Source organism: Mesorhizobium sp. ES1-1 (genome assembly GCF_020164785.1).
Taxonomy (GTDB): Bacteria; Pseudomonadota; Alphaproteobacteria; order Rhizobiales; family Rhizobiaceae; genus Mesorhizobium.
The window spans coordinates 165,608-191,580 of the sequence record NZ_JAIUGX010000008.1 but is presented as its reverse complement, the minus strand read 5'-3'; the positions used below and the strand labels follow the sequence as shown (position 1 = coordinate 191,580).

Annotated in this window: 24 protein-coding genes; 13 read left to right on the top strand and 11 right to left on the bottom strand. The window is 62.8% G+C overall.

From position 1 onward, the window contains the following. Position 1 precedes the first annotated feature (1 nt). From LB513_RS15750 to folE, 3 genes are all read right to left on the bottom strand, one after another. The gene (locus LB513_RS15750; RefSeq protein WP_224664413.1) at positions 2-973 is read right to left on the bottom strand and encodes a patatin family protein; all 972 of its coding nucleotides are present in this window, start codon (positions 971-973) and stop codon (positions 2-4) included. 80 nt (positions 974-1,053) lie between these two features. Further along, a complete protein-coding gene (gene hisI, locus LB513_RS15745; protein WP_224664412.1) occupies positions 1,054-1,515 on the bottom strand; it encodes a phosphoribosyl-AMP cyclohydrolase in 462 nt (153 codons plus the stop codon). Positions 1,516-1,552: 37 nt separating this feature from the next. Beyond that, complete coding sequence (gene folE, locus LB513_RS15740) at positions 1,553-2,188, bottom strand: GTP cyclohydrolase I FolE (RefSeq protein ID WP_224664411.1); 636 nt, start codon at positions 2,186-2,188, stop codon at positions 1,553-1,555. A 241-nt stretch (positions 2,189-2,429) separates the two neighbouring features. Here folE and LB513_RS15735 point away from each other — a divergent pair, with 241 nt between their 5' ends. After that, positions 2,430-2,876 carry an iron-sulfur cluster assembly scaffold protein gene (locus LB513_RS15735; protein WP_224664410.1) on the top strand — a complete coding sequence of 149 codons (447 nt, stop codon included), beginning with the start codon at positions 2,430-2,432 and terminating at the stop codon, positions 2,874-2,876. A 7-nt stretch (positions 2,877-2,883) separates the two neighbouring features. Here LB513_RS15735 and LB513_RS15730 read toward each other — a convergent pair whose 3' ends face one another. After that, positions 2,884-3,798 (bottom strand): LysR substrate-binding domain-containing protein, encoded by a 915-nt coding sequence (locus LB513_RS15730; RefSeq protein WP_224664409.1) that lies wholly within the window; start codon positions 3,796-3,798, stop codon positions 2,884-2,886. Between the two features lie 332 nt (positions 3,799-4,130). Between LB513_RS15730 and yidD the strand changes: the two genes are divergently transcribed. The 4 genes from yidD (at position 4,131) to LB513_RS15710 (ending at position 8,790) form a co-directional block, all read left to right on the top strand. Further along, entirely contained in the window at positions 4,131-4,508 is a 378-nt protein-coding gene (yidD, locus tag LB513_RS15725) for a membrane protein insertion efficiency factor YidD (RefSeq protein ID WP_224664408.1), read from the top strand. 141 nt (positions 4,509-4,649) lie between these two features. Further along, entirely contained in the window at positions 4,650-5,477 is an 828-nt protein-coding gene (gene blaOXA / locus LB513_RS15720; RefSeq protein ID WP_224664407.1) for a class D beta-lactamase, read from the top strand. A 315-nt stretch (positions 5,478-5,792) separates the two neighbouring features. Further along, entirely contained in the window at positions 5,793-7,769 is a 1,977-nt protein-coding gene (gene thrS, locus LB513_RS15715; protein WP_224664406.1) for a threonine--tRNA ligase, read from the top strand. Between the two features lie 82 nt (positions 7,770-7,851). Beyond that, positions 7,852-8,790: a lysophospholipid acyltransferase family protein gene (locus LB513_RS15710; protein ID WP_224664405.1), complete on the top strand. Its 939-nt coding sequence runs from the start codon at positions 7,852-7,854 to the stop codon at positions 8,788-8,790. Between the two features lie 22 nt (positions 8,791-8,812). Here LB513_RS15710 and LB513_RS15705 read toward each other — a convergent pair whose 3' ends face one another. Beyond that, a complete protein-coding gene (locus LB513_RS15705; protein WP_224664520.1) occupies positions 8,813-9,775 on the bottom strand; it encodes a hypothetical protein in 963 nt (320 codons plus the stop codon). Between the two features lie 154 nt (positions 9,776-9,929). Between LB513_RS15705 and LB513_RS15700 the strand changes: the two genes are divergently transcribed. Next, positions 9,930-10,514: a nitroreductase gene (locus LB513_RS15700; RefSeq protein WP_224664404.1), complete on the top strand. Its 585-nt coding sequence runs from the start codon at positions 9,930-9,932 to the stop codon at positions 10,512-10,514. Beyond that, positions 10,515-11,123 carry a flavin reductase family protein gene (locus LB513_RS15695; RefSeq protein WP_224664403.1) on the top strand — a complete coding sequence of 203 codons (609 nt, stop codon included), beginning with the start codon at positions 10,515-10,517 and terminating at the stop codon, positions 11,121-11,123. It begins immediately after the preceding gene. Here LB513_RS15695 and LB513_RS15690 read toward each other — a convergent pair. Further along, the gene (locus LB513_RS15690; RefSeq protein WP_224664402.1) at positions 11,120-12,001 is read right to left on the bottom strand and encodes an HpcH/HpaI aldolase/citrate lyase family protein; all 882 of its coding nucleotides are present in this window, start codon (positions 11,999-12,001) and stop codon (positions 11,120-11,122) included. The genes LB513_RS15695 and LB513_RS15690 overlap by 4 nt on opposite strands. A 3-nt stretch (positions 12,002-12,004) precedes the next feature. Continuing rightward, positions 12,005-12,457, bottom strand: coding sequence for a MaoC family dehydratase (locus tag LB513_RS15685; protein ID WP_224664401.1), 453 nt, complete (start codon positions 12,455-12,457; stop codon positions 12,005-12,007). Positions 12,458-12,605: 148 nt separating this feature from the next. On the opposite strand from LB513_RS15685, the gene LB513_RS15680 reads away from it, so the two are divergent. After that, positions 12,606-13,727 (top strand): DUF2336 domain-containing protein, encoded by a 1,122-nt coding sequence (locus LB513_RS15680; protein WP_224664400.1) that lies wholly within the window; start codon positions 12,606-12,608, stop codon positions 13,725-13,727. 52 nt (positions 13,728-13,779) lie between these two features. Here LB513_RS15680 and LB513_RS15675 read toward each other — a convergent pair whose 3' ends face one another. Both LB513_RS15675 and LB513_RS15670 read right to left on the bottom strand, forming a co-directional pair. Further along, the gene (locus LB513_RS15675) at positions 13,780-14,727 is read right to left on the bottom strand and encodes a sugar kinase (RefSeq protein ID WP_224664399.1); all 948 of its coding nucleotides are present in this window, start codon (positions 14,725-14,727) and stop codon (positions 13,780-13,782) included. A 10-nt stretch (positions 14,728-14,737) separates the two neighbouring features. Next, positions 14,738-15,919, bottom strand: coding sequence for an ROK family transcriptional regulator (locus tag LB513_RS15670; protein ID WP_224664398.1), 1,182 nt, complete (start codon positions 15,917-15,919; stop codon positions 14,738-14,740). A gap of 126 nt (positions 15,920-16,045) precedes the next feature. On the opposite strand from LB513_RS15670, the gene LB513_RS15665 reads away from it, so the two are divergent. The 5 genes from LB513_RS15665 to LB513_RS15645 all read left to right on the top strand — a co-directional run bounded on the left by LB513_RS15665 (position 16,046) and on the right by LB513_RS15645 (position 21,602). Continuing rightward, positions 16,046-17,332, top strand: coding sequence for an ABC transporter substrate-binding protein (locus LB513_RS15665; RefSeq protein ID WP_224664397.1), 1,287 nt, complete (start codon positions 16,046-16,048; stop codon positions 17,330-17,332). A 76-nt stretch (positions 17,333-17,408) separates the two neighbouring features. Beyond that, on the top strand, positions 17,409-18,272 hold the full coding sequence (locus tag LB513_RS15660; protein ID WP_224664396.1) for a carbohydrate ABC transporter permease: 864 nt from the start codon (positions 17,409-17,411) through the stop codon (positions 18,270-18,272). Continuing rightward, positions 18,269-19,117 carry a carbohydrate ABC transporter permease gene (locus tag LB513_RS15655; RefSeq protein ID WP_224664395.1) on the top strand — a complete coding sequence of 283 codons (849 nt, stop codon included), beginning with the start codon at positions 18,269-18,271 and terminating at the stop codon, positions 19,115-19,117. The genes LB513_RS15660 and LB513_RS15655 overlap by 4 nt, the downstream gene beginning before the upstream one ends. Positions 19,118-19,124: 7 nt before the next feature. Further along, entirely contained in the window at positions 19,125-20,195 is a 1,071-nt protein-coding gene (locus LB513_RS15650; RefSeq protein WP_224664394.1) for an ABC transporter ATP-binding protein, read from the top strand. Between the two features lie 27 nt (positions 20,196-20,222). Further along, complete coding sequence (locus tag LB513_RS15645; RefSeq protein WP_224664393.1) at positions 20,223-21,602, top strand: aminotransferase; 1,380 nt, start codon at positions 20,223-20,225, stop codon at positions 21,600-21,602. Positions 21,603-21,683: 81 nt separating this feature from the next. Here LB513_RS15645 and LB513_RS15640 read toward each other — a convergent pair whose 3' ends face one another. Both LB513_RS15640 and parE read right to left on the bottom strand, forming a co-directional pair. Further along, on the bottom strand, positions 21,684-23,750 hold the full coding sequence (locus tag LB513_RS15640; RefSeq protein ID WP_224664392.1) for an FUSC family protein: 2,067 nt from the start codon (positions 23,748-23,750) through the stop codon (positions 21,684-21,686). Between the two features lie 40 nt (positions 23,751-23,790). Then, entirely contained in the window at positions 23,791-25,845 is a 2,055-nt protein-coding gene (parE, locus tag LB513_RS15635; RefSeq protein WP_224664391.1) for a DNA topoisomerase IV subunit B, read from the bottom strand. Positions 25,846-25,973 lie beyond the last annotated feature (128 nt).

Here is a 25,973-nt window from a genome sequence, read left to right as displayed (position 1 = left end):
CTCAGGCCAGGACTGTCTGAAGGCGGGTCAATTCACCGATTTGCGCCATCGTCGCCTGATAGCCGATGCTGATCGCCTCGTCGGCGCGGTGGAACTCGGTCAGGCCGATATGGCTGAGTTTCGGCTGAAGCGACATGTCGGGAGGATCGCCCGCCAGCCTGGCGCGAGAAATGCGGTCTTGGATGATATTGAAGGCCTCGACCATGACGCCGGTGATGCCCAGGCGAGTCTCACGGGACTGGCGTTGCGGATCGAACTGGCCGGGCCTTGGCGCATCCTTTTCGACGACCAGCTCGCCAGCGCCATGCTTGATGACGGCAGCACGGCCGAACAGATCATAGTGAAGGTTGACAGCGACGACGAGCGGTTGCTCATAGGCGCGGCAGACCGACACCGGCACCGGGTTGACCAGGGCGCCGTCGACCAGCACGCGGCCGTTGCAATTCACCGGCTCGAAGACGCCGGGCAGCGCGTATGACGCGCGCATGGCCGTGATAAGAGAGCCGCTCGATAGCCATATCTCGTGGCCGGTGCGTATCTCCGACGCGACGCAGACGAATGGCTTGGGCAGGTCCTCGAAGCGGACGCCGGCCACGTGCTCTCGCAGGCGGGCATCCAGCTTCATGCCGCCGAAAAGCCCGTTGCCGCGCAGGTTGAGATCGAGCAGGCCGAAGATGCGCCGCCTGCTCAGGCCTCGGGCGAACTCCTCCAACTCATCCAGTTTGCCGGCGAGATAACAGCCGCCGACCAGCGCACCGATGGAGGTTCCGGCGATCATCGAGACTTCAATGCCGGCCTCGTCCAGCGCGCGCAACACGCCGATATGCGCCCAGCCGCGCGCGCAGCCGCCACCCAGAGCGAGCGAAATGCCGGTCTTGCCAGGGGTCTTGGTTTCGGATGTGCCCGTCGAAGACGGGCCGTTGGCCTCCCGAACGTCCGGCCGGTTACGCAATGACGCCCACTCGAGCACCATGATCTCCTTGTCCCACAGCTAGTCTACGAGCGCGCCGTATCGAAATGATGAATCTATGTGGTCGGTTTGAGGCGGAAGGTTCAAGTGGTCGTCTTCCGATAGGTGGTTTGCGCGTCGAACAGCCGCTCGCTGCCGTCGTCGGCAAGCGTTGCTTCGCCGCCAACCAGCGTCACCGTCCGATAGAAGCAAGAACGACGGCCCGTATGGCAAGTGGCGTCATGGCCGGCGACCTTGACACGCAGCCACACTGCATCCTGGTCACAATCGGTCCGCATCTCGACGACATGCTGGAAGTTACCCGAGGTCTCGCCCTTCTTCCAAAGGGCGTTGCGTGAGCGTGACCAATAATGTGCGATGGTGGTTTCCAGCGTCAGCGCCAGCGCTCGCGCGTTCATATGCGCGACCATCAGCAGCATGCCGTCCTCGGCATCGGTAACCACGACCGTAATAAGGCCGGCGGCGTCGAAGCGCGGCGAAAGGACGCTGCCCTCCTCAAGCGCGATCTTGTGCGTTGGGGCTTTCGGGAATTCCAGTGCCGACATCGCCGGTCCTTAGTTCTTGGTGGCCGGCGAGGGGCGTTCAGACCCCGCCGCCGCGCACCATGGTGACGAAGCGAACCTGCTCTTCGGGCGTGTCCTTGAAGACGCCGGTGAAGGTCGAGGTCAATGTGGTGGAGCCCTGCTTGCGGATGCCGCGCATGGCCATACACATATGTTCGGCCTCGATCATGACAGCGACGCCGCGCGGATTGAGGACATCCTGGATCACGCCGGCGATCTGCGCCGTCAGCGCCTCCTGCGTCTGCAGGCGGTGAGCGAAGATATCGACGACACGCGCGATCTTCGACAGGCCGACGACCTTGCCGTCCGGCAAATAACCGACATGCGCCTTGCCGATAATCGGCACCATGTGGTGCTCGCAATGCGAGTGGAACTGGATATCCTTGACGATCACCAAATCATCATAGCCGGCGACCTCCTCGAAGGTGCGGCCAAGCTCGTCGGCCGGCGACATGTCGTAGCCGCCGAACATTTCGCGATAGGCCTTGGCCACCCGTTTCGGCGTATCGATCAGCCCTTCGCGATCCGGATTGTCCCCGGTCCAGCGCAGCAGCGTGCGCACGGCAGCCTCAACCTCGGCCTCGCTTGGCCGGTCGGTGGCAGGCCGGTCCATATAGGCTGCCTGGGGCATGAGCTTCTTGATCACGGCATCCATGAAAAGGCGTCTCCCGCGGTTCCTCCGCCGGGAAGGAACAAGTTGAACGGACCACGGGCTTTCGCGTTGGAAACCTGCCCTGTTTCCAGTCCCGCAAGCGGCGTGAACTTTTCCGGAAAGGAGGGTACTTTCGTTGCCTTGTCGATCCCGGATTGCCAACATTATATAAGGTCACGCCAAGCGAAAGGAAGACACTGCAGCGGCAATCGCTGTTCGCTTGGCGGCGACGGATTGGAAAATCATGATCAACGATGTCTATAATGCGAAAATTCTCGGCTTTGCCGGAAACATCGCGCGCATCGGTCGGCTCGATCATCCCGACGCAACGGCAAAGGCTCACTCAAAGCTTTGCGGCTCGACCGTCACGGTCGACCTCATGATGAAGGACGGCGTGGTTACCGATTTCGCCCATGACGTGAAGGCCTGCGCGCTTGGCCAGGCCTCATCCTCGATCATGGCCCAGCATGTCGTCGGCGCCAGCGCGGAAGAATTGCGCGCGGTGCGCGACGCCATGCTGAAGATGCTGAAGGAAAATGGCGAGCCGCCCCAGGGCCGCTTCGCCGACCTGAAGTATCTGGAGCCGGTGCGCGACTACAAAGCGCGCCATGCGTCCACCATGCTGACCTTCGACGCCGTAGTCGACGCCATCGGCCAGATTGAGAAAAAGCTGGCCGAAAAGGTGGCATAAGGATCCATCACGCTTCGGAACGCACAGGTCTGTTGCTGGCGAATTCGCTCAGTATCCAGTCGGCGAAGGCTGCGGCTGGCTCCGACAGCGCCTTGAAATTCCTGGCGACCAGCCAATAGGCGCCAGAGGCGACGTCGATGTCGAAAGGCTTGATCAAAACGCCGGACGCGATTTCGTCGCCGATCTGCGAGAGATCGCCCAATGCCACGCCATGTCCAAGCAAGGCGGCCTGTCTGGAAAGCGAGGCATCAGCCAGCATCGGGCCGCGCGCGGGCGCCGCATCGGCAGGCACACCCGCCGCCTCGAACCAGCGCGCCCAGCCCTGACGATTTTCTTCGTGCAGCAGCGTGTAGTGAATAAGGTCCGCCGGCTTTTCCAGGGCAGGGCCCGATGCCAGCAATGCTGGCGCAAGGACCGGCGAGTCGACGGTCAAGGCAAGCCGATGGGCCTGGCTGCGGGTCCAGGAGGTGGTGTTCGCGCTGAAGCGCAGCGCAAGCTCGGGCTGATCGCTGCGGAATTCGATCAGTCTCGGATCGACTTCCAGGGAAACGTCGATATCGGGCCGCAACTCACGAAACCGATTGAGCCGGGGCACCAGCCACACGGAAGCAAGCGACGGCTCGACGCTGACACGAACCACAGACTGCGCGGTCACCGCGACCAGTTCAGAAAGCAGCCTGTCGATGTCGTCGAAACTCCTGACCAATTGGCCCAGCAGCCGGCCGCCCGCGTCCGTCAGTTCGACGCGGCGATGGTGGCGTTCGAACAGAGGCTGCCGCAAGAAGGTTTCGAGCTCGCGGATCTGGCGGCTTATCGCCGCCTGCGAGACGAAGAGCTCCTCGGCGGCCCGGCTGAAGCTGAGATGCCGCCCCGCCGCCTCGAAACTCCTCAATGCCGTCAATGGCAGGCGTGCGCGCTTCATTTCGCATAACCCAGGATTATCCAAGGCGGAAATTATACTCGTTTGAAGGCTAAGGCCAGTGGCGGTCTAATCGGATCAAAGGAGACCGACCATGATCCACTTCCTGAGCATCCTTGGCGATGTGATGCGGGTCGCCACGTTTCAATGGCATGACGGCAGACACGACGCAAAGCGCCGCGATAAGCCGACCGGCCCTTGCCGCTGGGCGCCCGCGTCTGGCGGGGAGCCGTTTCGCCGCTCGCGCCGGTGACGGACGCCATGCAAGGCGCGGGGATTGCGTTCTCCGGGGGAAGGCCACATCTATCCAGCTGCCACGCGCTACGGAGAAGAGGGTGCACGATCCGCATGGGCATGCCAACACCGCCAGGCCGCCTGGACGGAGCCGAAACTGGCCGGGCCCATGGCGCAAGACACCGGGTCGACTTGCCGGCACTTCGCTCGTGCGTCTTTACCAACTGACGCTCTCCGGCTTTGTCGGCAATTCATGTCGGCATTTGCCGACCTGCTCCGAATACGCGCATGAAGCGATCGCCCGTCACGGTCTGTGGGCCGGCGGCTGGATGGGCTTTTTCCGTGTACTTCGGTGCGGGCCCTTCGGTACGCATGGCGTCGATCTGGTGCCCGAAAGGCTGGCCGACCATTATGTCTGGTTCATGCCTTGGCGTTACTGGCGGATCGGTCGAAAGCGCGCCGACCGAAGGCCTGATTGAGTCAGCACTGCCGTACAGCAGTGCTCGTTCACGATCTGGTAGGGTTAACGCAAACCTTCATAAAGACTGCGCATTTGAAACAAATTCGGGACAAAGGGCCCGGCTAAGCCCGCTCGCGAACACCTTCTGGAGCGAGCACCAATGCGCAACGTCGACCGTCTTCCCTTCATATTTGCCGGCATCCTGTTCCTGCTCGCCTGGCTGCTTGGGTTTCCGATGCGCGCGCAGTCGGCGCCGATCGGCGATGTTCAGTGCACCTTGATTGCCGATGCGGCGAGCGGCAAGACGCTCTATCAGGACGGCACCTGCGACCAGCGATTCAGCCCGGCCTCGACGTTCAAGGTGCCGCTCGCCCTGATCGGCTATGATGCCGGAATCCTCGCCGACGAGCACACGCCGGCCTGGGACTACAAGCCGGAATTCAACGCAGTGAAACGCGATCAGAAGACCGTCGATCCGGTGATCTGGGAGCGACACTCGGTTCTCTGGTTCTCCCGCGAGATCACGTGGCGGCTGGGCGCCGAGAAGTTTGCCGGCTATGTTTCGAAACTCGACTACGGCAACAAGGATGTCTCCGGCACTCCCGGCAAGAATGACGGGTTGACCCGTTCCTGGGTTAATTCCTCGCTCGAGATCACGCCGGTCGAGCAGGTTGATTTCCTGCGCAAGCTGCTGGCGCGCACGCTGCCGGTGTCGGCCAAGGCCTACGACATGACGTCCGCCATCATCCCGACATTCCAGGCCGGAGGCTGGACCGTGCAAGGCAAGACCGGCAGCACAAGGGTGACCAATGACGCCGGCAAGTCCAAAGACAAGCGTTCTCTCGGCTGGTTCGTGGGCTGGGCGGACAAGGATGGCCGGCGGATCGTCTTTGCCCGCCTGGTCGTCGATGCGCGCCGCACCGATATGCCCAAAGGGCTCAAGACCCGGGCGACGTTCCTGAAAGACCTGCCGCTCCTGGTAAAGTAATCAGGCCACGTGCTTTGGCACGTCCGATGATGGGGGCAGGGATTGCTCTGTGTCGGGATGACGCGCCACGGCTATGAGCCGGCGTTCGCAGGCCCGTGAGTGGCAGGGGCCGCGACATCTCTGGCAAGGTTTCCGGCGGTGAGGCCAATCAGTGCTCTTTACCTAGGCCGACAGGGCCTCTAAGAACCGCCCGCTGCCGTGTGCCCATGTATCTGGCGCATCCGGCGCTTGCCTAGGCATGTCGCAGTCATACTTTTGGCGCGACATGCATTTTGACCACCCGCGTTCGTTTGCGGGACTGGATAGGAGATCCATATGCTGAATTCCGTTTCCCTGACATTTCCCGATGGTTCCGTCCGCGAATACGATGCGGCGATGACCGGTGCTGGCCTTGCCGAATCGATCTCGAAGTCGCTGGCCAAGAAGGCCGTCGCCTATGCGATCGACGGCACTTTGCGCGACCTTTCCGATCCAATCGGCAAATCCGGCAAGGTCGAGATCCTCACCCGCGACGATGCGCGCGCGCTCGAGCTCATCCGTCACGACACCGCGCATGTACTGGCGGAAGCCGTGCAGGAGATATGGCCGGGGACGCAGGTGACCATAGGGCCGGTGATCGAAAACGGATTCTATTACGATTTCGCGCGCAACGAGCCGTTCACGCCAGATGATTTTCCGGTGATCGAGAAGAAGATGCGCGAGATCATCGCGCGCAACAAGCCGTTCACCAAGCAGGTCTGGTCGCGCGAGCAGGCGAAGAAGGTATTTGCCGACAAGGGAGAGCGCTACAAGCTCGAACTGATCGACGCCATTCCCGAGGACCAGGAGCTCAAGATCTATGCGCAGGGCGACTGGTTCGATCTCTGCCGCGGCCCGCACATGGCCTCGACCGGCCAGATCGGCAATGCCTTCAAGCTGATGAAGGTGGCGGGCGCCTATTGGCGCGGCGATTCGAACAACCCGATGCTGACCCGCATCTACGGCACCGCCTGGGCCGACCAGGCGCAGCTCGACGCCTACCAGACGATGCTGGAGGAAGCCGAGAAGCGCGACCACCGGAAGCTTGGCCGCGAGATGGACCTGTTCCATTTCCAGGAGGAGGGGCCGGGCGTCGTCTTCTGGCACGCCAAGGGCTGGAAAATGTTCCAGAACCTGGTCAACTACATGCGCCGCCGCCTCGACGAGCAAGGCTATCAGGAGGTCAACGCGCCGCAGGTTCTGGACAAGAGCCTGTGGGAGACGTCAGGCCACTGGGGCTGGTATCGCGACGCCATGTTCAAGGTGACGGTCGCCGGCGACGATACCGACGATGACCGCGTCTTCGCGCTGAAGCCGATGAACTGCCCTGGCCACGTGCAGATCTTCAAGCACGGGCTGAAGTCCTATCGCGACCTGCCGGTGAAACTCGCCGAGTTCGGCAACGTGCATCGCTACGAGCCATCCGGGGCGCTGCACGGGTTGATGCGCGTGCGCGGCTTCACGCAGGATGATGCGCACATCTTCTGCACCGAGGAGCAACTGGCATCGGAATGCCTGCGCATCAATGACCTGATCCTGTCGACCTATGCCGATTTCGGCTTCGATGAAATCAGCGTCAAGCTCTCGACGCGTCCGGACAAGCGCGTCGGCACCGACGAGGCCTGGGATCACGCCGAGTCGATCATGGGCAATGTCCTGGAGACGATCAGGGAACAGTCGGGCAATCGCATCAAGACATCGATCAATCCGGGCGAGGGCGCCTTCTACGGGCCAAAATTCGAATATGTGCTGAAGGACGCCATCGGCCGCGAATGGCAGTGCGGCACCACGCAGGTCGACTTCAACCTGCCGGAACGGTTCGGCGCCTTCTACATCGGCTCGGATTCGGAGAAGAAGCAGCCCGTCATGGTGCACCGAGCCATCTGTGGCTCGATGGAGCGGTTTCTCGGCATCCTGATCGAGAACTATGCCGGCCATTTTCCACTGTGGTTTGCGCCGCTCCAGGTGGTTGTGGCGACGATCACGTCGGAGGCCGACGGCTACGCAAGTGAGGTTGTGGCGCGGCTGAAGGCGGCCGGGCTGCTGGCGCAAGCGGATTTGCGCAATGAGAAGATCAACTACAAGGTCCGCGAGCACTCGCTGACCAAGGTGCCGGTCATCCTCGTTTGCGGGAAGCGCGAGGCGGAAGAGCAGACGGTCAACATCCGCCGGCTGGGCTCGCGCGACCAGGAATCGCTTGGCCTCGACCAGGCGATCGCACTGTTGACCGAAGAAGCGATCACGCCCGATCGCCGGCGCCAGCGGGCTGCCTGAACAGCCATCCAGACAGCATGGCGGCGGAGCGATCCACCGCCATTTTCATATCGCTGTCACGCCTTGGCTGTAACCAGCCACCATGCTCAAGCTGAAATCGCGAGAACGATCCTTTCCCGAGCTTTCCTACGCCAATCCGCGCCAGCCGGCGCTGACACGGTGGTTCATCCATTCCATCGAGGGACTGTCTGGCCGGGACCGTTACACCGCGCTTTATGATTTCTGGCGTCGCCAGGTGGTGCCGAGCGGCGAACGTGTGTTCAGCCGCATGCTCGGTCTGATCGACGTCCAGGTGCGCACCGCCGACCAGTGGCCGCCGGTACGACTCCCCGATACGCCGCTGGTGATCGTCGCCAACCATCCGTTCGGCATCGGCGACGGCATCGCGGTCCTGTCGCTGGCCGAGCAGCTCGGGCGGCCGTTCCGCGTAATGATACACAAGGATCTGCTCAAGATCCGCGAGATGGAGCCCTATTCGCTGCCGATCGACTTTTCAGAGACCAAGGACGCGCTGAAGAACAATATGGCGGTGCGTCACGAAGCGGTGCGGCTGCTAAAGGAAGGTGTCACCGTCGTGGTGTTTCCTGCTGGCTGCGTCGCCACCGCACCGAAGGGCTTTGGCCGGGCGCGCGACCTGCCTTGGAAAATGTTCCCGGCGCGTCTCATCCAGGAGGCGAAGGCTTCGGTCATCCCGATGCATTTCTCCGGTCAGAATGGCAGGCTGTTCCATCTGGTCAGCGGCCCGATGAACATGGCCGAGCGTGAGGGCCGGCTGGCCCGATTCGTCGGCAAGGCTTCGCTGACGCTGCGCACCTCGCTGCTCATCCACGAATTCGCGCGTCTGTCTGGCAGGGGGATCGATGTGCGCGTCGGTGAGGTGCTGGGCTGGGCCGAACTGGAGCCGTTGCGCGACCGCAAGGCACTGCTCGACCTTCTTTACCGCAGCGTCTTCGACCTGGCGCCGCCTCCGCCGCGTCGCCGCATCCCTTTCCTGCCGCAGCGCAACAGGCTGGCGGCCTGAAATCCGTGGCCGCGAGGGAAGGCTAGTCGGCACCTTCCTCGGGGTCCATCGCCGCAGCCTCGGTGGCCAGAACCTCGAGCTCCTGGTTCTGACCGGCCACGACCGTGAAATCCTTCTGGTAGATACGGTCTCGGTTCTTGGCGATGATGGTGTAGTCGCCCTCGGCCAGCACCATCGAGGCGAAAGCGCCGACGGTCTCCTTGATCGGGTCTCCGGATTCGTTGAGTAGCGACCAGGACGTGTCGGCGATCGCCTCGCCGCCGGATTCGCGCACCAGTTTCATGGTAATCTCGGCGGCGTGATGCTCGACGGTCGCTTCGGTCAGCTTGCCCGCTTCGACGCGGATGTCCGAGCGGATGACCGCGTTGACCGCGCCGTAAGTCGAAACGATGTGATAGATGCCGGCATTGAGCCGCACGACGCTGTTGGGCGCCACGTCCGGAATGATCAGCGCCCGGTCGCCATTGGGCTCGGCAGTGCCCTCGTAGATCGAGAAGCGCAGGTTTTTGGGCGGAATGCGCACACCGCCGGACAGGACCGCATCGAGCTTGAGGCCTCCCGCGTCCAGGACGAGGCTTTCGCGGCGGGCTTCGTTGCCGACCGTGATGCGCTTGGTGGCGCCGGCTCGGCCGTAGGAGGCATGGACTAGATAGCTGCCCGGCTCAAGCTGGAAGACAGCACTGCCGCCATGAGCGGAGGCGACCATCGGCAATTTGCCGTTGACGGCCTCGGGCTTGAAGACGCGCCAGACGATGCCGCGCGTGATGTCGGCGCCCTTGTCGGTCAGTTGGGCGGACAGGGTGATGGGGCCAGCTGTCCCGCGCGCCAGGGAGGTCTCGCTTTTCGGCGTCGCATAGTTCGAAATGCCGGGCAGTTTCAGGTCGCCGACGCCGTCCTTCTCCTGCGCAACGGCGATCGAGGCCGGCGCCAGGAACAGCGTGGCACAAAGCCATACCAGGAAAAGACGGAGCCGCCCCTCGAACATGCCTTGCGTTGAAGCCCATGCGGGTGGCAATTTCAAGGCTTAAGAGTCCGATCGATACGACTCATCATCCGGCGCCCCCCGCGTCAATGCCCGAGCCGCCCGTGTTTGCGATGGCGTGCTCCAGCTCAAGGCAACCGTTCAAGGAGACCACGCCATGGCGTCGCCGATCATCGACTTCCTGCTGACCCGCAATTCCGCGCCGATCCCGGAACTGAAGGAACCGGCGCCAGGCGCCGAAGACATTGCGACGATGATCGCCGCCGCCTCGCGGGTGCCCGATCACGGCCGCCTCGAGCCGTGGCGTTTCATCCTCTACCGTGGCGACGCTCGCATCGAGATCGGCAAGCAGCTGGCCGCGCTGGCGGAGCAGCGCGAGGGGCCTCTGTCGGAGGGCCGTCGCAACCAGGAACTGTCCCGCTTCTCGCGCGCGCCATTGGTGATCGGCGTCGTCTCGGTGCCCAGGGAAAATCCCAAGATCCCGCAATGGGAGATGTTCCTGTCGGGCGGCATGGCGGCCATGAACCTGATGATCGCCGCCAACGCCTTGGGCTACGGCACCAACATGATTAGCAACTGGTATTCGGATGTGGCGGAAGGCAGGGCGCTGTTGGGACTGGCGCCCGAGGAGCGCGTGGTCGGCTTCATTCATATCGGCTCCTATGCCGGCCCGGCGCCGGAGCGTCCCCGGCCCGACCCGACGAAGCTTTACGCCGACTATTCTGGCCCGTGGGTGAGCTGAGTGTTCTACGAACCGTCGAAGGGCCATGGGCTGCCGCACGATCCGTCGAAGGCGATCGTGGCGCCGCGTCCGATCGGCTGGATCTCGACACTGAACGGCGAAGGAGAAGTCAATCTCGCGCCATACTCCTTCTTCAACGCCGTCTCCTCTCGGCCGTTCATTGTTTGGTTTTCCTCCGAGGGCGAGAAGGACAGCGCCGCCTTTGCCGAGGAGACCGGCGAGTTTGTGGCCAATCTCGTCAGCCGCGATCTCGCGGAGCAGATGAACCGCACGTCGGTCGACGCGCCGCGCGGCGTCAATGAATTCACCTATGCGGATCTGGCCATGGCGCCGTGCCGCCTTGTCGCACCGCCACGCGTGGCGGCAGCGCCAGCGGCGCTCGAATGCCGGGTGACGGAAATCTTTCGGCCCAAGGCGCTGGATGGATCACCCACCGGCGCCGTCGTGGTGGCGGGGGAAGTGATCGGCGTGCATATCGACGACGCCTTCCTGAAGGAGGGGCTCTTCGACATCACCAAGGCAGGCAATGTGGGTCGTCTCGGCTACATGGACTATGCCAGCGTCACCGAAGTCTTTTCGATGCGGCGGCCGCGCTGGGAGAAGGACTAGTCCAGGCTTCCCGCCGCTCGCGCCCGCGCCAGCAGCCGTTCGGCCAGCCGCAGATGCGGGCGGTCGAACATCCTGCCGCCGATGCCGACGACGCCGGGGTTTCCCGCCGCCTCGAACGCCGCGACGATTGCGGACGATTGATCGACGGCCTCGGCCGAAGGCGTGAAGGCGGCGTTGATCACGGGCACTTGGTCGGGATGGATCGCCATCTTGCCGGTGAAGCCGTCCCGTTCGGCCTCGGCGCACTCCGCAGCGAGACCGGCCAAGTCTCGGAAATTGGGGAAGATGGTGTCGATCGCCGCGACCTCCGCCGCACCCGCCGCTAGGATCGTCATGGTTCGGGCGAGGCGGAAGACGTCGGTGTAGCGGCCGTGCTCATCGCGGGCCGTGCGGGCACCTATGGCCGCCGAAAGGTCTTCGGCGCCCCAGGTGATGCCGGCGAGGCGCTTGCTTGTCCCCGCATAGGTCGCCGCCGCCAGCACGCCCGCGGGCGTTTCGGTGATGATCGGCAAGATCCTGATCGCGCCGTCGGGCAAGCCGTTTTCGGCCTCGCCAACCCTGAGCTTTGCCGAGAGATGCTGCACATCCTGGCCGTTGTTCGACTTCGGCAACATGATGCCATCGGGCTTTGCCGGGACAAGCGCGGCAAGATCCTCATCCGTCAGCCCGGTCGTCAGGTCGTTGACGCGGACATAGATCGCCGGACCGGATTGTGACCTGCGCTCATTGATGAAATGCGCCGCAATCTGGCGTGCCAGCGCCTTGTTGGCGGGCGCCACGGAATCTTCCAGGTCGACGATGACCACGTCGGCGCCCGCGGCAAAGCCCTTTTCCAGCTTCCTCTCGGAATCGCCCGGAACGAACAGCAGGGAACGCATGCGTCACGCAGCCTTCTTCAGCATCATCGCTTGCCTCGTGCATTTGGCGACGAGGTCGCCATGCTGGTTGTAAGCGCGGTGCTCGAATTCGACGATGCCGCGATCCGCCTTTGATTTCGATTCGCGCACTGAGATCACCGTTGTCTCGACGTGTATGGTATCGCCATGGAAGACCGGATGCGGGAACACGGTCTCCGTCATGCCGAGATTGGCGACCGTGGTCCCAACCGTGATATCATTGACCGAGATGCCGATCATTAGGCCGAGCGTGAACAGCGAGTTGACCAACGGCTTGCCCCATTCGCTCTTGGCGGCGAAGTCGAAGTCGATGTGCAGCGGCTGCGGGTTCAGCGTCATCACCGAAAACAGCATGTTGTCGCTCTCGGTGACAGTCTTGCGCAGCGTATGCTGGTAGATCTGGCCAACAACGAAGTCCTGGAGATATAGCCCGGCCATGCCTTGCTCCTGTGCTGACAGAAGGGTTGATAGGCGCTGCCATCAAGGCCCGCAAGCCAGTTAATGAACATGGTGAACCGTTCGTAAACCATTTTTCCCTACCGTCATGTGATGGGCCCGAAGGGTTCGTCAGGGGTCGGCGGGTGGCATGGTTGTTTCACATTTCCTGAGATGGATCGGCACGGCGAGAGTCTCGGAGCGCGCTTCGGCGGCCAGCGCCCTGGCCCGGGCCTATGTCAATTCCGACCTGCCGTTCGAGGATCGCTGCGCCGCCGAGGCGGCGCTGACGTTGCTGCTCGATGACGCTTCGTCGAAGGTTCGCCTGGCGATGGCCGAGGCGCTGTCGATGAGCCACCACGCGCCGCCGCAGATCATCGGGGCGCTGGCATCGGACCAGCCGGAAGTCGCCGGCGTCGTTTTGGCGCGGTCGCCTCTGCTGACCGACGCGGATCTGATCGACCGGGTGGCGTCGAGCGCGACGGCGACGCAGAAGCTGATCGCCGACCGGCCCGTCGTTTCCATGGCCCTTTCCGCCGCCATTGCCGAGATCGGCGAGGCTGAGGCCTGCGCCGTGTTGCTGTCCAATAGCGGCGCAGACATAGCGTCGCTCAGCTTCCGCCGCATGGCGGAGCGCCATGGGCATCTGCCTTTGGTGCGTGAAGCCCTGATATCGGATGCGCGCCTTCCCGCCGACTGCCGGCACATGCTGCTCGTCAAACTCGGCGAAATGCTCAAGACATCGCCGCTGGTGATGGCGCTGATGGGAGCGGCCCGTGCCGAACGCCTGATGCGCGACGCATGCATCAAGGCTTCCGTGACACTGATCGAGGGGACCCGCCAGCAGGAGCATCCCGCTCTGATCGAGCATCTGCGCCTGCGCGGTGACCTGACGGCCAGCTTCCTGATCCGCACTATTGCGCATGGTAAGGTCGATTTCTTCGGCTCCGCGCTGGTCGCGCTCAGCCAGCAGTCCGAACAGAGGGTGAGGGCCTTGCTGGCCGGCGGTCATGACGTGGCCCTGCAAGCGCTGTTTCGCAGCGCTGGGCTCGCCGCCGCCACCCATTCCGTTATCCTTCGCGCGCTGAAGGTCTGGCGCGAAGTGGCCAACGGCAAGCGCGTCTCCGGGGTTCAGGAAGTGAGCTGGCTGATGCTTAAGGAAGTTGGCGGACACTCCGCCGAAGGCAATCTCGCCGTGCTGGTCAAGTCGATCCACCTTGATGCGCTGCGTGAAAACGCGCGCGGGCACGCGCTGGCGATAGCCGCCGCCTAGCTCAAGCCAACGGATGTTGGCGGTCGGCTGCAACTAGGCGAACACAGCCTATTCACTTTCGACCTTCTCCAGCTTCCAGAAACGCTTGGAGTTCGCCCATGGTGGACACGCCTTCCATCGGTCCCTTTTTCAGGACCGCCATGGCGCCAGCCGCGTTGGCGAGGGACAGCGCGCGTTCCGGGGGCATGCCGCGCAGCCAGCACGTGACGAAGGTGGCTCCAAAGCAGTCGCCGGCGCCAGTAGGGTCGACCTCCCGGACAGGTATGGCAGGAACCGACATGGTCTGCTCGCGATCGAAATAGGAGGCGCCCTCCGTGCCACGCTTGACCACCACGGCACGCGCCCCCCAGTCGAGCACCTCAGCAACAGCGTGGCTTTCCGTGCGTGCCTGCGAAAAAAGGAAGAGCTCCTGTCCGCTCGGCATAAAAAGATCAGCTAGCATCGCTACGGATTTCAGGGCTTCACGCAGACCGGGCAGCTCCAGCAACTCGCCCCGGATATTCGGATCGAACGAGATGGTGCCGCCACGGGCGCGAACCGTCTGGATGGCGCCGGTGGTCATCTCGACGAGGCTCTCCGAAAACAGAGACGTGCCCATAACATGCAGATGGTCACAGCCTCGAATGGCAGCTTGCGACGCTTCGCTGGCGGCCATGGACCCGCACGCGCTGTGGCGGATGTTGAAGACGAAGTCCCTCTGGCCATCCGGTCGGTACCGGACGAAGGCGGAGCCCGTCGGCCGCTCGGGGTCCCTCGCGACCGCGCCAATATCGACACCATCGGCCTGAAGGCGCTGTAGGCACAGTTCGCCGAAATCGTCGTTACCTACGCAGCCGATGATGCCGCAGGGCTGGCCCAGCCTGGCAACCTGGTCGATGAAGATGGCCGGTGCGCCGGACGCAAAGGGTCCAATCAGAGAGATCGGCTCAAGAAAGCCGTTGCCGGGGTCCAGAGCCATGATCTCGACCAGGATTTCGCCGATGGTGAGGACATGTTTCATCGGGTGGCTCTCATGCGTAGCGGTTCAGATCGCGATATTGGGGATTGTATGTTGCCAGCAATGGCAGGACGGCAGCACCGTGTGCGACCGCATCGGCGCCCAGATCGCTCCTCATCATCCGGGGCAGTGTCCGCTGGACGCGGCCGACCGATGGCAGCAGGGGTTCCGCTCGGGACATGAACTGGGTGATCAGCCAGTCGGGAGCATTTCCGCCGATCATGATCGTCTGTGGATCGAACAGATTTTCTATGGCGTTGATGGCGCTCCGAAACGGCTCGACGCCCTGCGCTATCCAGCACTCGATATCGGGATTTTCCGCGTCGACACGGGATGCGAACTCCGCCATCGAATTCACATGAATTCCCTTCGCGGCCAGATAGCGCATCGCCGAATCCACCGAGACGTAAGTCTCCAGGCAACCCCGCTTGCCACAGATGCATTGGTGGCCGTCGGTCACGACCGTCAGATGACCCAGTTCGCCGGCGTTGCCGCTCGCTCCTCCGAAGGCGGCGCTGTTGACCATGACGCCGCTGCCCGTTCCGGTGCTCAAATAGACGTAGACGAAATTGGTCAGTCCCCGGGCGGCTTCACCGAAACACCATTCGGCGATGATGGCGCATTGGCCGTCATTGGTCAGAAACACGGGGAAGCCGGTTTTGTCCCGCAGCAGGCCGCGAAGCGTCAGGGCGTCCCAGCCGGGCAGGCGGGGCGGGCTGAGGCCAGCCACCGCAAAGGGGCCCGGTGTGGCCAGCCCGATCCCGAGGAATCTCTCCGAGGAAATCCCGGCTTCCGCCATCAGGCGTCTGGTCGCTCCCGCCAGTTCGGTCACGGCACTTTCAGGTTCCAGATCGTCGAGCGGCCGGTCTTCGCGATGCAGTACATCGCCGGCAAGGTTCACTGCGATGGCCGACATCTGTCCGAAATCGACATGAAATCCAACGGTGTAGGCGCCGTCCGGATTGATGCTGAGGCGGGTAGGCGGCTTGCCGACGCGACGCTCGGACGATTTCCCTTCTTGCACGAAATGAAGCGAAATCAGCTCATCGACCAGGTCCGAACAGGCTTGTTTCGACAATCCCGTCATTTCGGCGATGCCGGAGCGCGAGATGCCATGGTTGATGCGGATCGTGTCGAGAACGACCCAGAGGTTGATCTGTTTCGCCTTCACGATGTTGGTGGCGCTAAGAAGCATGGAGTCCTTCGGGCCTTTCCGAATTAGTAAGTCAGAATGACGGAATAACTATTGACAGACCTGCAATACGTGTCAAATTCTCATTGCGTAGATCGATAGGGCCACAGAAAACAGGGGAGCCGCCCAATGTTCAACAGCTTAAGTCGTCGAAATTTTCTCCAGGCTGGCGCCGCCGCCGGCGCCGCAGCCGCCATGCCTGGCTTCATGACACGCCAGGCGCATGCCGAGGCGGTAGCGCTCAACGTGTTTGCGCCGCTCCCGCCCGACCCGGCGCCCCCGGGCGCCGCCAAGTTTTCGGAGGAAGCCTTCGAAAAATGGAAAGCCGCCAACGCCGCGACGGTTGAATATGAGACGCTTGCCTGGCCCCAGCTTCACGATCGCATGGCCACCGCTTTCGCATCAGGTTCATCTCCTTGGGATATCACCTACAATTGCGGGTGGGTGCCCGAATTCCAATCCTTCCTGACGCCTTATGCCGACAAGCTGCCGAAGGCGCTGGTCGATGATCTCCCGGCCTCGAGCTTCTCGACCGTCACCGTCGACGGCAAGCGTTACGGCACCATCTTCACCTTGTCGTTGCTCACCTTGTTCTACAACAAGGAACATCTCGAGATGGCCGGGTTCAAGGCTCCGCCGAAGAACTGGGACGAGTTCAAGACCTACGGCAAGGAACTGACCCGGGACGGACGCCATGGCCTGGTTTTGAACTACGGAGACCCCGCGGGCATCGGCGGTACGGCCAGCTACTGGATGGTGTTTCTCCAGCAGGCCGGCGGCAAGATGTATGGTGAGGACGGGCTGCCGATCTTCAAGAGCGAGCAGGGCGTGGCGGCTTTGCAGATGATGGTTGACATGATGCCGTCCACCGACCCGGGATCGATCTCGTATGCCAGCATCAATGATGCGACCAACGTACTCCTGTCGGGACGTGCGTCGATGATGATGAACTGGCCGTTCATGTGGAACGCCGGCAACGATCCAAACCAGTCGCAGGTTGTAGGCAAGCTTGCCAGCGCCGTCTTGCCGGCAGGCCCAGCGGGAAGCGCTTCGATTGACGGCACGGACGCCTGGACCATCACCAAGAGCAGCAAGAACCCGGAAAAGGCGCAGCAGCTGATCGAGTTCTATCTCGATGCCGACGTGCAGAAGCGGCAGGTCCTGGATACCGGCTGGCTGCCGATCCGCCTGTCCGTGCTCGCCGACCCCGAGGTCCAGGCCAAGGCGCCGAATGCTGCCGTCGTCCTCGAGCAGGCCAAGCACCCCTATGACAGTTTCGTGACCCCTGACTACAATCAGGTCACGGTTGCTGTCGGCACTGAAGTCCAGAAGGCTCTGCAGGGACAGAAGACCGCCGCTCAGGCCATTGCCGACGCCCATGACGCGGTGACGGCGATCGTCAAGCGGCGCGGCTGATCGACGATCGAGCAACCGGATCGGGCGCCGCGCTGTCATGACACCTACATTCGAGCAGCGCAGACGAAGAACAGGCATGGTCTTCGTCGCCCCGGCCATGATCGTGCTTGCCGCGATCCTTGGCTTCCCGATCGTCGATTCGATCCTGCTTGCCTTGCAGCATGTGCAGCTGACAGGCGGCGCCGTTTCGCAGAGCTGGGTCGGGCTGGAGAATTTCCAGCGTCTGTTCGCCGACCCGGTGTTCTGGAAGGCCGCTCTCAACACATCCTATTTCTCGGTGATGGAGGTGATCCTGGTGACGCTGATAAGTCTCGGCGTCGCCCTTCTTCTCAATCATCCGATGGGAAAGTCCGGCTTCTTCCGCATCCTGCTGATCATTCCCTGGGCGATCGCGCCGGTGGCAAACGCCGTCCTGTGGAAGTGGATCCTCAACGCCAATTACGGGGTGCTCAACGGCATCCTCAAATCGCTGGGCATCATCGATTACTACCAGGTCTGGCTCGGGACGCCTTTTTCGGCGCTCAACTTTCTGCTTATCGTAGACGTCTGGAAATCTGTGCCTTTCGTTGCCCTGCTGATGCTTGCCGGCCTCCAACGCGTGCCGCAATCGCTCTACCGCGCCGCCTACATGGACGGCGCGGGACCGCTGCAGAGCTTTCTGCACGTAACGCTTCCGACAATACGAGGCGTGATTGCCATTGCCATCGTATTGCAGACCATCTGGTCGCTTCGCGTCTTCGACCTGGTCTTCGTGCTGACGCGCGGCGGGCCGGCGGACGCAACGGCGCTGCTGAATTTCCTTGCCTACCGCGTGACGTTCAATTTCCTCGATCTCGGCTACGGATCGGCAATCGCCAATGTGATCTTCGCCGTGACCTTCATTCTTGCCGGGCTGTATGTCTGGCTGCTGTGGCCCCGCCAGCCCGGAGCCTCGCGATGAGCTTCGCTCGTCTTCAGCATGGCGGTCCTTTCAGGCAGACGATGATCCTTGTCGGGCTGGCCGTTTTCGTCGTCTGGTCGGCAGGCCCGGTTCTCTGGCTCGTGATCTCAAGCTTGCTGCAGCAGAAGGCTCTGATCCAGCAGCCGCCGGATCTGTCGCCTGCGAATTTCACGCTCACCAATTTCACCACCGTCGTCGGCGCCGCCGCGGCTTTGGGGCGAGGCATCTTCAACTCGCTGGTCGTCTCGCTGTTTTCGACCGCCGTGGCGTTGGCCTTGGGTGCGCCCGCCGCCTATGCGCTTGCGCGACTGCCAGTGCCGCGCGCCAACGGCATTGCCTTCCTGATCCTTGCCACGCAGATGCTGCCCGGCATTGCGATTGCCATTCCGTTGTTCATTCTGATCAGCAAGCTTGGCCTCATTGACAATGTCCTGTCGCTTGGCGTCGTATACCTGTCGTTCAATCTGCCGATCGTCATCTGGATCCTGCGCGGGTTCTTCACCAGCATTCCGGTAGGGCTCGAAAAGGCCGCCGCCGTCGACGGCGTCGGTATATTCGCCACCTTCTGGTACATCGTGCTGCCGATTTCGATCCCGCCGCTTACAGCCGCGGCCGTGTTCGCCTTCGTGGAGGCATGGAACGAGTTCTTCTTCGCGCTGATCCTGACCCGGCAGCACGCGCAGACTGTACCCCTGGTGATCGCCCAGTTCGCCGGCCAGTACCAGACGGTGTTCGGGCAGATGATGGCGGCCGCCGTCATCAGCGTCACGCCCGTGATCCTTCTCGCCATCCTGTTCCGCAACCAGATCATCCGCGGCTTCGCCGACGGCATGATGAAGGGTTGAAGCGCCCATGACCGCAATCGAATTGAAGAACGTCTCGAAGACATTCGGCAGCTACACGGCGTGCCGGGACGTCAGCCTGGCGATCCCCGAGGGCGAATTCGTCACGCTGCTTGGCGCATCGGGTTGCGGCAAGACGACGACGCTCAACATGGTCGCCGGGCTCGAGGATGTCAGTTCCGGCGACATTCTCATGGGCGGCCGGCGGGTCAACGACCTTTCGCCGGTGCAGCGGGACGTCGCCATGGTGTTCCAGAACTATGCCCTGTATCCGCATATGAGCGTTGCCCGCAATATCGGCTTCACCCTGAAGATGCGGGGGATGGACGCAAGCGAGGTGCGCAGGCGGGTCGAGAAGGTCGCCGCCTCGCTCGAACTGTCCAGCATGCTCGACCGGCTGCCTTCGCAACTCTCGGGCGGCCAGCAGCAACGGGTCGCCATCGGCAGGGCCTTGGTGCGCGAGCCCAAGATATTCCTGTTTGACGAGCCGTTCTCGAACCTGGACGCGAGCCTGCGCATGAGAATGCGCGCCGAGGTCAAGGAACTGCATCAGCGGCTCGGCGTCACCTCGATCTTCGTCACCCACGACCAGGAGGAGGCGATGTCGATCTCCGACCGCATTGCCGTGATGAACCAGGGGCGGATCGAGCAGCTTGGCACCCCGGAAGAAATCTACAGCCGCCCAGCGACACGCTACGTCGCGACGTTCATAGGCAGTCCGCGCATCGAGTTGGCGCCGGGCATTATCGAGCAGAGCCATGGGACGGCAGTCTGCAAGGTGGGCTCCACGGCCATTCCTTTGCCCGCGCAAACGAAGCCTGTCGAGGCGGGCCGGCAGGTGGAGGTCGGCGCCAGGCCAGAATATGTGAAGCTTTCCGACGGCAAGGGCGTGCCTGCTCGTGTGCGGCTGGTCCAACCGGTCGGCCCGACTACCCATGTCACGCTCGACTGGGAGGGCGGCACGTTGGTGTCCAGCGTGCCGGGCTTCGTCAGACTGGCGCCCGGCACCGCGACCTACGCCGAGATCGATCCCAGCCATCTACTCGTCTTCGACCGCGCCAGCGGCGAACGTCTCTCATGATCTGTTGAAAACCAGAGGAAGAACAGGATGACCACACATTTCAAGCCAAATTCGGTCGCCGGCCGCGATGTGGCATCGCAACTTCATTCGCAGACAAACCCGACGCGGCTGGAGGAAAACGGCCCGCTGATCGTCACCCGCGGCGAGGGCATTCGTGTCTTCGACGATTCGGGCAAATCCTATATCGACGCGATGGCCGGCCTATGGTGCGCTTCGCTAGGCTTCAATAACCAGCGTCTGGCGGCTGCCGCGAACCGTCAATATGGTGAGCTTGGCTTCTATCATACGTTTTTCAATCGAACCCACGCGCCGGCGACGGACCTCGCGGAGAAGCTGCTTCAACTGACCGGAATGGAGGGTGGCAAGACCTACTTCGCCACGTCCGGCTCAGAAGCGAACGAGACGATGGTGAAGCTCGCCTGGATCTACCACACGGTGCGCGGCAAGCCGACCAAGCGCAAGGTGATCGCCCGCGACCGCGCGTTCCACGGCTCGACCATTGCGGCGGCGTCGATGTGCGGGCTGACATTCATGCATCGCGAGTTCGGGCTGCCGATCGCCGGCTTCCTGCACACGCTCTGTCCGGACCCGTATCGCAACATGCTGCCCGGCGAGAGCGAGGAGCAGTTCGCGCAGCGTCTTGCCGACGAACTGGAAAAACTGATCCTGCGCGAAGGTGCCGACACGATCGCCGCCTTCATAGCTGAGCCGATCAATGCAGGCGGCGGCATCATCGTCCCGCCGGCTTCCTATTTCGCCAAGATCGAGAGGGTGCTGAAGAAGTATGACATTCTCTGTCTCGGTGACGAAATCGTCTGCGGATTTGGCCGCACCGGCAACTGGTTCGGCAAGGAGACGGTCGGCATGCAGCCGGACATGATGGCCCTGGCCAAGGGCCTGTCATCGTCCTACTTCCCGATCTCGGCCGTGGTCATGGCCGGCGAGATTTATGAAGCCGTCAAGACGTTCAACAAGCAGGGCGGATCCTTAGGCCACGGCTTCACCAATTCGGGCCACCCGGTCGGCGTTGCCGTGTCGTTGGAAGCTATCAAGATCTACGAGGAAATGAACATAGTCGATCATGTCCGCCAGATGGGCAAGCGGCTTCGGGGGCATTTCGATCACCTGGCGGGCCTGTTCCCAATCATCGGCGACGTGCGCGGCGAGGGCTTGATGCTAGGCATCGAGATCGTCGCCGATCGCGACACGCGGGTTCCGTTCGATCCGGCACTGGAAGCGGGGCCGACCTTTGATCGGATTGCTTACGAGAACGGGCTGATCGGCCGCTGCATGGGCGACACGCTAGGGTTCTCTCCGCCGCTGATCGTGACTGAATCGGATATCGACGAGATCGCCGAACGTTGCGAGACAAGCCTGAAGCAGCTTCAGAAGGCTCTGGCGGCCTAGCCTGGGCTGCCGTAGCTGCCCGAAATGCGCCAGAACACTGAGCTGGAGCATTTCAGCGTTTCGGTGACACGCTGAAGTGCGCTAGCCTCGGTCATTGGCGAAGAAATCGGGGAAATCCTCCATTGCGGCTGCGATGATGCGCAGCGACGCGGCGATCCGCAGCATCTCCCCGGTGCCGTTGCGGCGGGCGATGCCTGCTGCATATTGCCGGGCGACGGCTACCGTCGATGTGCTGGGATCACCGGGAGCCCGGAAAAGCAGTTCACGTGCCAATCCTGTCAGGAAGTTGGTGATCGAGGTCGCGGTCTCCGGCGGGATGGCCTGGCTTTGGGCTGCGTTGCGCAGCCGCAGGACTTCAAGCCCGACGGTTACGGCTGCCACGCTGCCGCCGAGCACGGCTTCGCCCTTTCTGCCGGAATTCTGCACCAGCGGCATCAACTGGTTGACCCGATCATAGGCAAGGCTCTCGAAGGCCGAGCGCCTGGGCACGCGATCATGCAGGCAAAGCCGCGCCAGATCCTGGCGCATGGCGCGTATGATGCGATCGGCCACAAGCCATGGGTCGACCGGCAACACGACCATGAAGACCCCAATAGCCAGCAGGATCCCGACCAGGATCGATGCCGACCCGGCCAGGAACAGGCCGGGATCGTAGACCATCGCCTGATGTGGGCTGAGGAAGGCGAGGAAGTTGATGGCAAAAGCGGTCGCCACGCCGACGAAGCGCGGATTGGCCATGGCCAGCGCCGCGGGCACAAGTATGGGCACGACAAAAAGCGTGAACCAGCCGAAACCGGGAAGGGCGGGCAATGCGATCTGGCCGACGAGAAAGGCAAAGGGCAAGGCGAGCAGCGTCCCCTTGAAGAATCCCCAGGCGACCTGCACCGGATCGGGGCGCGGCGCGAACAGGCTTGAGACGACGGCGACAAGGATCACCGTGCCGGCGGCTTCCGACCATTTCGTCGTCAGCCAGAACGCTGCGACAAGCAGCGTCGCCAGGGCCGCGCGTACCGCGTTGCGCAAAGCGCCGGGATAGTCCCGATGCACGACCAGAGCAGGTTGGCGGCCGCTCCGAAGAGGCCGCCCGACAGGATCGCGCAGGGCGTCGAGACCACGCAATACCTGTTTGAGGGCCTCGGCAAAATCGGCGGCGATGGTCAGGCGCGTGACGGTGCCGACCCTGTCCTCGCCCATGTCGGTCGACGGATCGGGCATCCGCCGTGCCTCGGCCGAGATCGCATCGAGCCGTTTTACCCAGGGCGCGGTGTCGTCCAGCGCCCCCGGCATCGATTCCAGGTCGCCGACAAGGGATTGCAGTTCACCGCGCACCGGCAGGAGTGCCGCGTTTCTCGGCGCGGCGTGCGCATGCAGCGCGCGCGCTGCCGACAGTGCCGAAAGAAGCTGGCCTATTGTGCGCCGCACCGGGTGGGCGCGCGGCGCGAAGCTCGGCGCCTCGAGCCTGGCATAGGCGCGCATCTCCGCAAGCGTGTGCGTGTCGGTGATCAGCTTTCTGTGTAGCCCTGCAAGTGTCGCCAAATCTCCACCGGAAAAGGCACCGCCGGCATAGGTGGCTAGGTCCAGAATGCAGCGCTTCAACCGAGAGGCTAGGGCCTCGCTTGCGAGTTTCGGCAAGATCAGCCTGCTGGTCACGCCAGCGCAGACGATACCGATCATGATCTCGGCACAGCGCGCCCCGGCGAGATCGACGATAAGCTGTGGTTGTCCGAAGGCGGGCAGGCTTATGATCATGGCGGTGTAGCCGGCAAGGGCCGCGCCATAGGCCTCGGGATTTCGCAGCAGCGAGGAGACGAAGGTAGATATGCCGATCCAGACGGCCAGAGCGGTGACAAGCACCCACGGGTTGGCGCCGAAGACTGTGGAGATGCCGACCGCCGCGATGCCGCCCGCCAGCGTGCCCAGCAGGCGGTAGAAGCCTTTTGCCAGCACCATGCCGGCAACCGGCTGGGCGACGATAAACACGGTCATCATCGCCCATTGCGGATGGTCAAGCTTGAGCGCGTAGGCGACCAGGAGCGCGACCAGGCCCGCCGACACCGTGCGCAACGCGAAAATCCAGTCCGAGCGCGTTGGCTGGGTGATACCGGCTAAGCTTGCTGCAACAAAAACCTTCAACCGCGACCGGTCCAAACGCTCTCTCCTGACAGAGCTGTTATGGACCTTCCTGCGGCTAGATATCCAGCACTTCCGTCTCGGCGAATTCGGCCCGTTCCTGGATGAAACGGAAGCGGGCTTCCGGCTTGGTGCCCATCAGGGCATCCACCGCGTCCTTGGTCGCGGCCTCGGCGTCGATGACATCGATCCGGAGCAGCGTGCGCTTCTTCGGATCCATCGTGGTTTCCTTGAGCTGAGCGGCCATCATCTCGCCCAATCCCTTGAAGCGGCCAAGCTCGACCTTGCCGCGGCCGGTGAACTCGGTGCGCAGAAGCTCATCCTTGTGGGCGTCGTCCCGCGCATAGGCGATTTTGCCGCCTTGCCTTATCGAGTAAAGCGGCGGCACTGCGAGGTAGAGATGGCCGCCGCGCACCAGCGCCGGCATTTCCTGATAGAAGAAGGTGATCAGCAGCGAGGCGATATGCGCGCCGTCGACGTCGGCGTCCGTCATGATGATGACGCGGTCGTAGCGCAGATCCTCGTCGCGGTATTTCGACCGGGTGCCGCAACCGAGCGCCTGGATCAGGTCCGAGATCTGCTGGTTTGCGGCGAGCTTGTCGTTGCCGGCGCTGGCCACGTTGAGGATCTTTCCGCGCAGAGGCAAAACCGCCTGGCTGGCGCGGTCTCTCGCCTGCTTGGCCGAGCCGCCGGCCGAGTCACCCTCAACGATGAAGAGTTCCGCCCCGGCGGCTGCGTTCTGCGTGCAATCGGCAAGCTTGCCGGGAAGACGCAGCTTGCGTACCGCGCTCTTGCGCGACACTTCCTTTTCCTGGCGGCGGCGCACCCGCTCGTCGGCGCGAGCGATGACCCAGTCAAGCAGTTTCGACGCTTCCTGTGGATTGTCGGCGAGCCAATGGTCGAACGGATCGCGGATCGCGGACTCGACGATGCGGATCGCCTCGATCGTCGCTAGCCTATCCTTGGTCTGGCCGACGAATTCCGGCTCGCGGATGAATACCGACAGCATGCCAGCCGCCGAAATCATGACGTCTTCAGAGGTGACGATCGAGGCGCGCTTGTTGCCGACGAGATCGGCATAGGCGCGCAACCCGCGCGTCAGCACATTGCGAAAGCCGGCCTCATGAGTGCCCCCTTCGCCGGTCGGGATGGTGTTGCAGTAGGAGTTGATAAAACCGTCGCCGCCGAACCAGGTCACCGCCCATTCAAGCGAACCATGGCCGCCTTGCTTCTCGCTCTTGCCGGCGAAAATCTCGCGCGTCACCTGGAAATCGTCGCCGAGCGACGCTTTCAGGTAATCCTTCAGGCCGCCTGGAAAATGGAAGGCCGCCTTGGCCGGGGTCTGGTCCTTTTCCTTTATCAGCGATGGGTCGCAGGTCCATCGGATTTCTACGCCGCCGAAGAGATAGGCTTTCGAGCGCGTCATGCGATAAAGCCGCGCCGGTTCGAACGCCGCGCCCTTGCCGAAGATCTGCTCGTCGGGATGGAAGCGAATCCTGGTGCCGCGCCGGTTATGGACTTCGCCGAGTTGCTCCAGCCCGGTTACAGGTACGCCGCGCGAAAATCTCTGGCGATAGAGCTGACGACCGCGAGCAACCTCCACCTCGAGATGGTCGGATAGCGCGTTGACCACGGACACGCCGACGCCATGCAGGCCACCTGACGTCTCGTAGACTTTCGAGTCGAACTTGCCGCCCGAATGCAGCGTCGTCATGATGACTTCGAGTGCGGGCTTCTTGAATTTCGGATGCGGGTCCACCGGGATGCCGCGACCATTGTCCGTCACCGCAAGGTAGCCGTCTGCCGAAAGCTCGACATCGATGAAAGTGGCATGGCCGGCGACCGCCTCGTCCATGCAATTGTCGATGACCTCGGCAAACAGATGGTGCATCGCCTTGTCGTCAGTGCCGCCAATATACATGCCAGGCCGGCGCCGGACCGGCTCCAGCCCTTCCAGCACCTCGATGTCGGCAGCGCTATAGCTCTCGCTGCCATCCTTGGTCGCAACGGGACGTTTGGTGGCTTGCACGAGGGGATCAGCCGGGCGAGCCGGCGCGCGAACCGGCTGCGGCTGCTTTTCCAGATTGCCGAAAAGGTCGTTGTTGTCGTCCATGCCTGCCAAACAATCCGGGGCCGCGAATCACAGTCGATACTGCCACGCTTTTCAACGCCAGGCGACGCAAGTTCCTGTTCCGTTCGGGGATCAGCGTGTCGTTTGCACGCCGCTGTGGTAATCTGGCA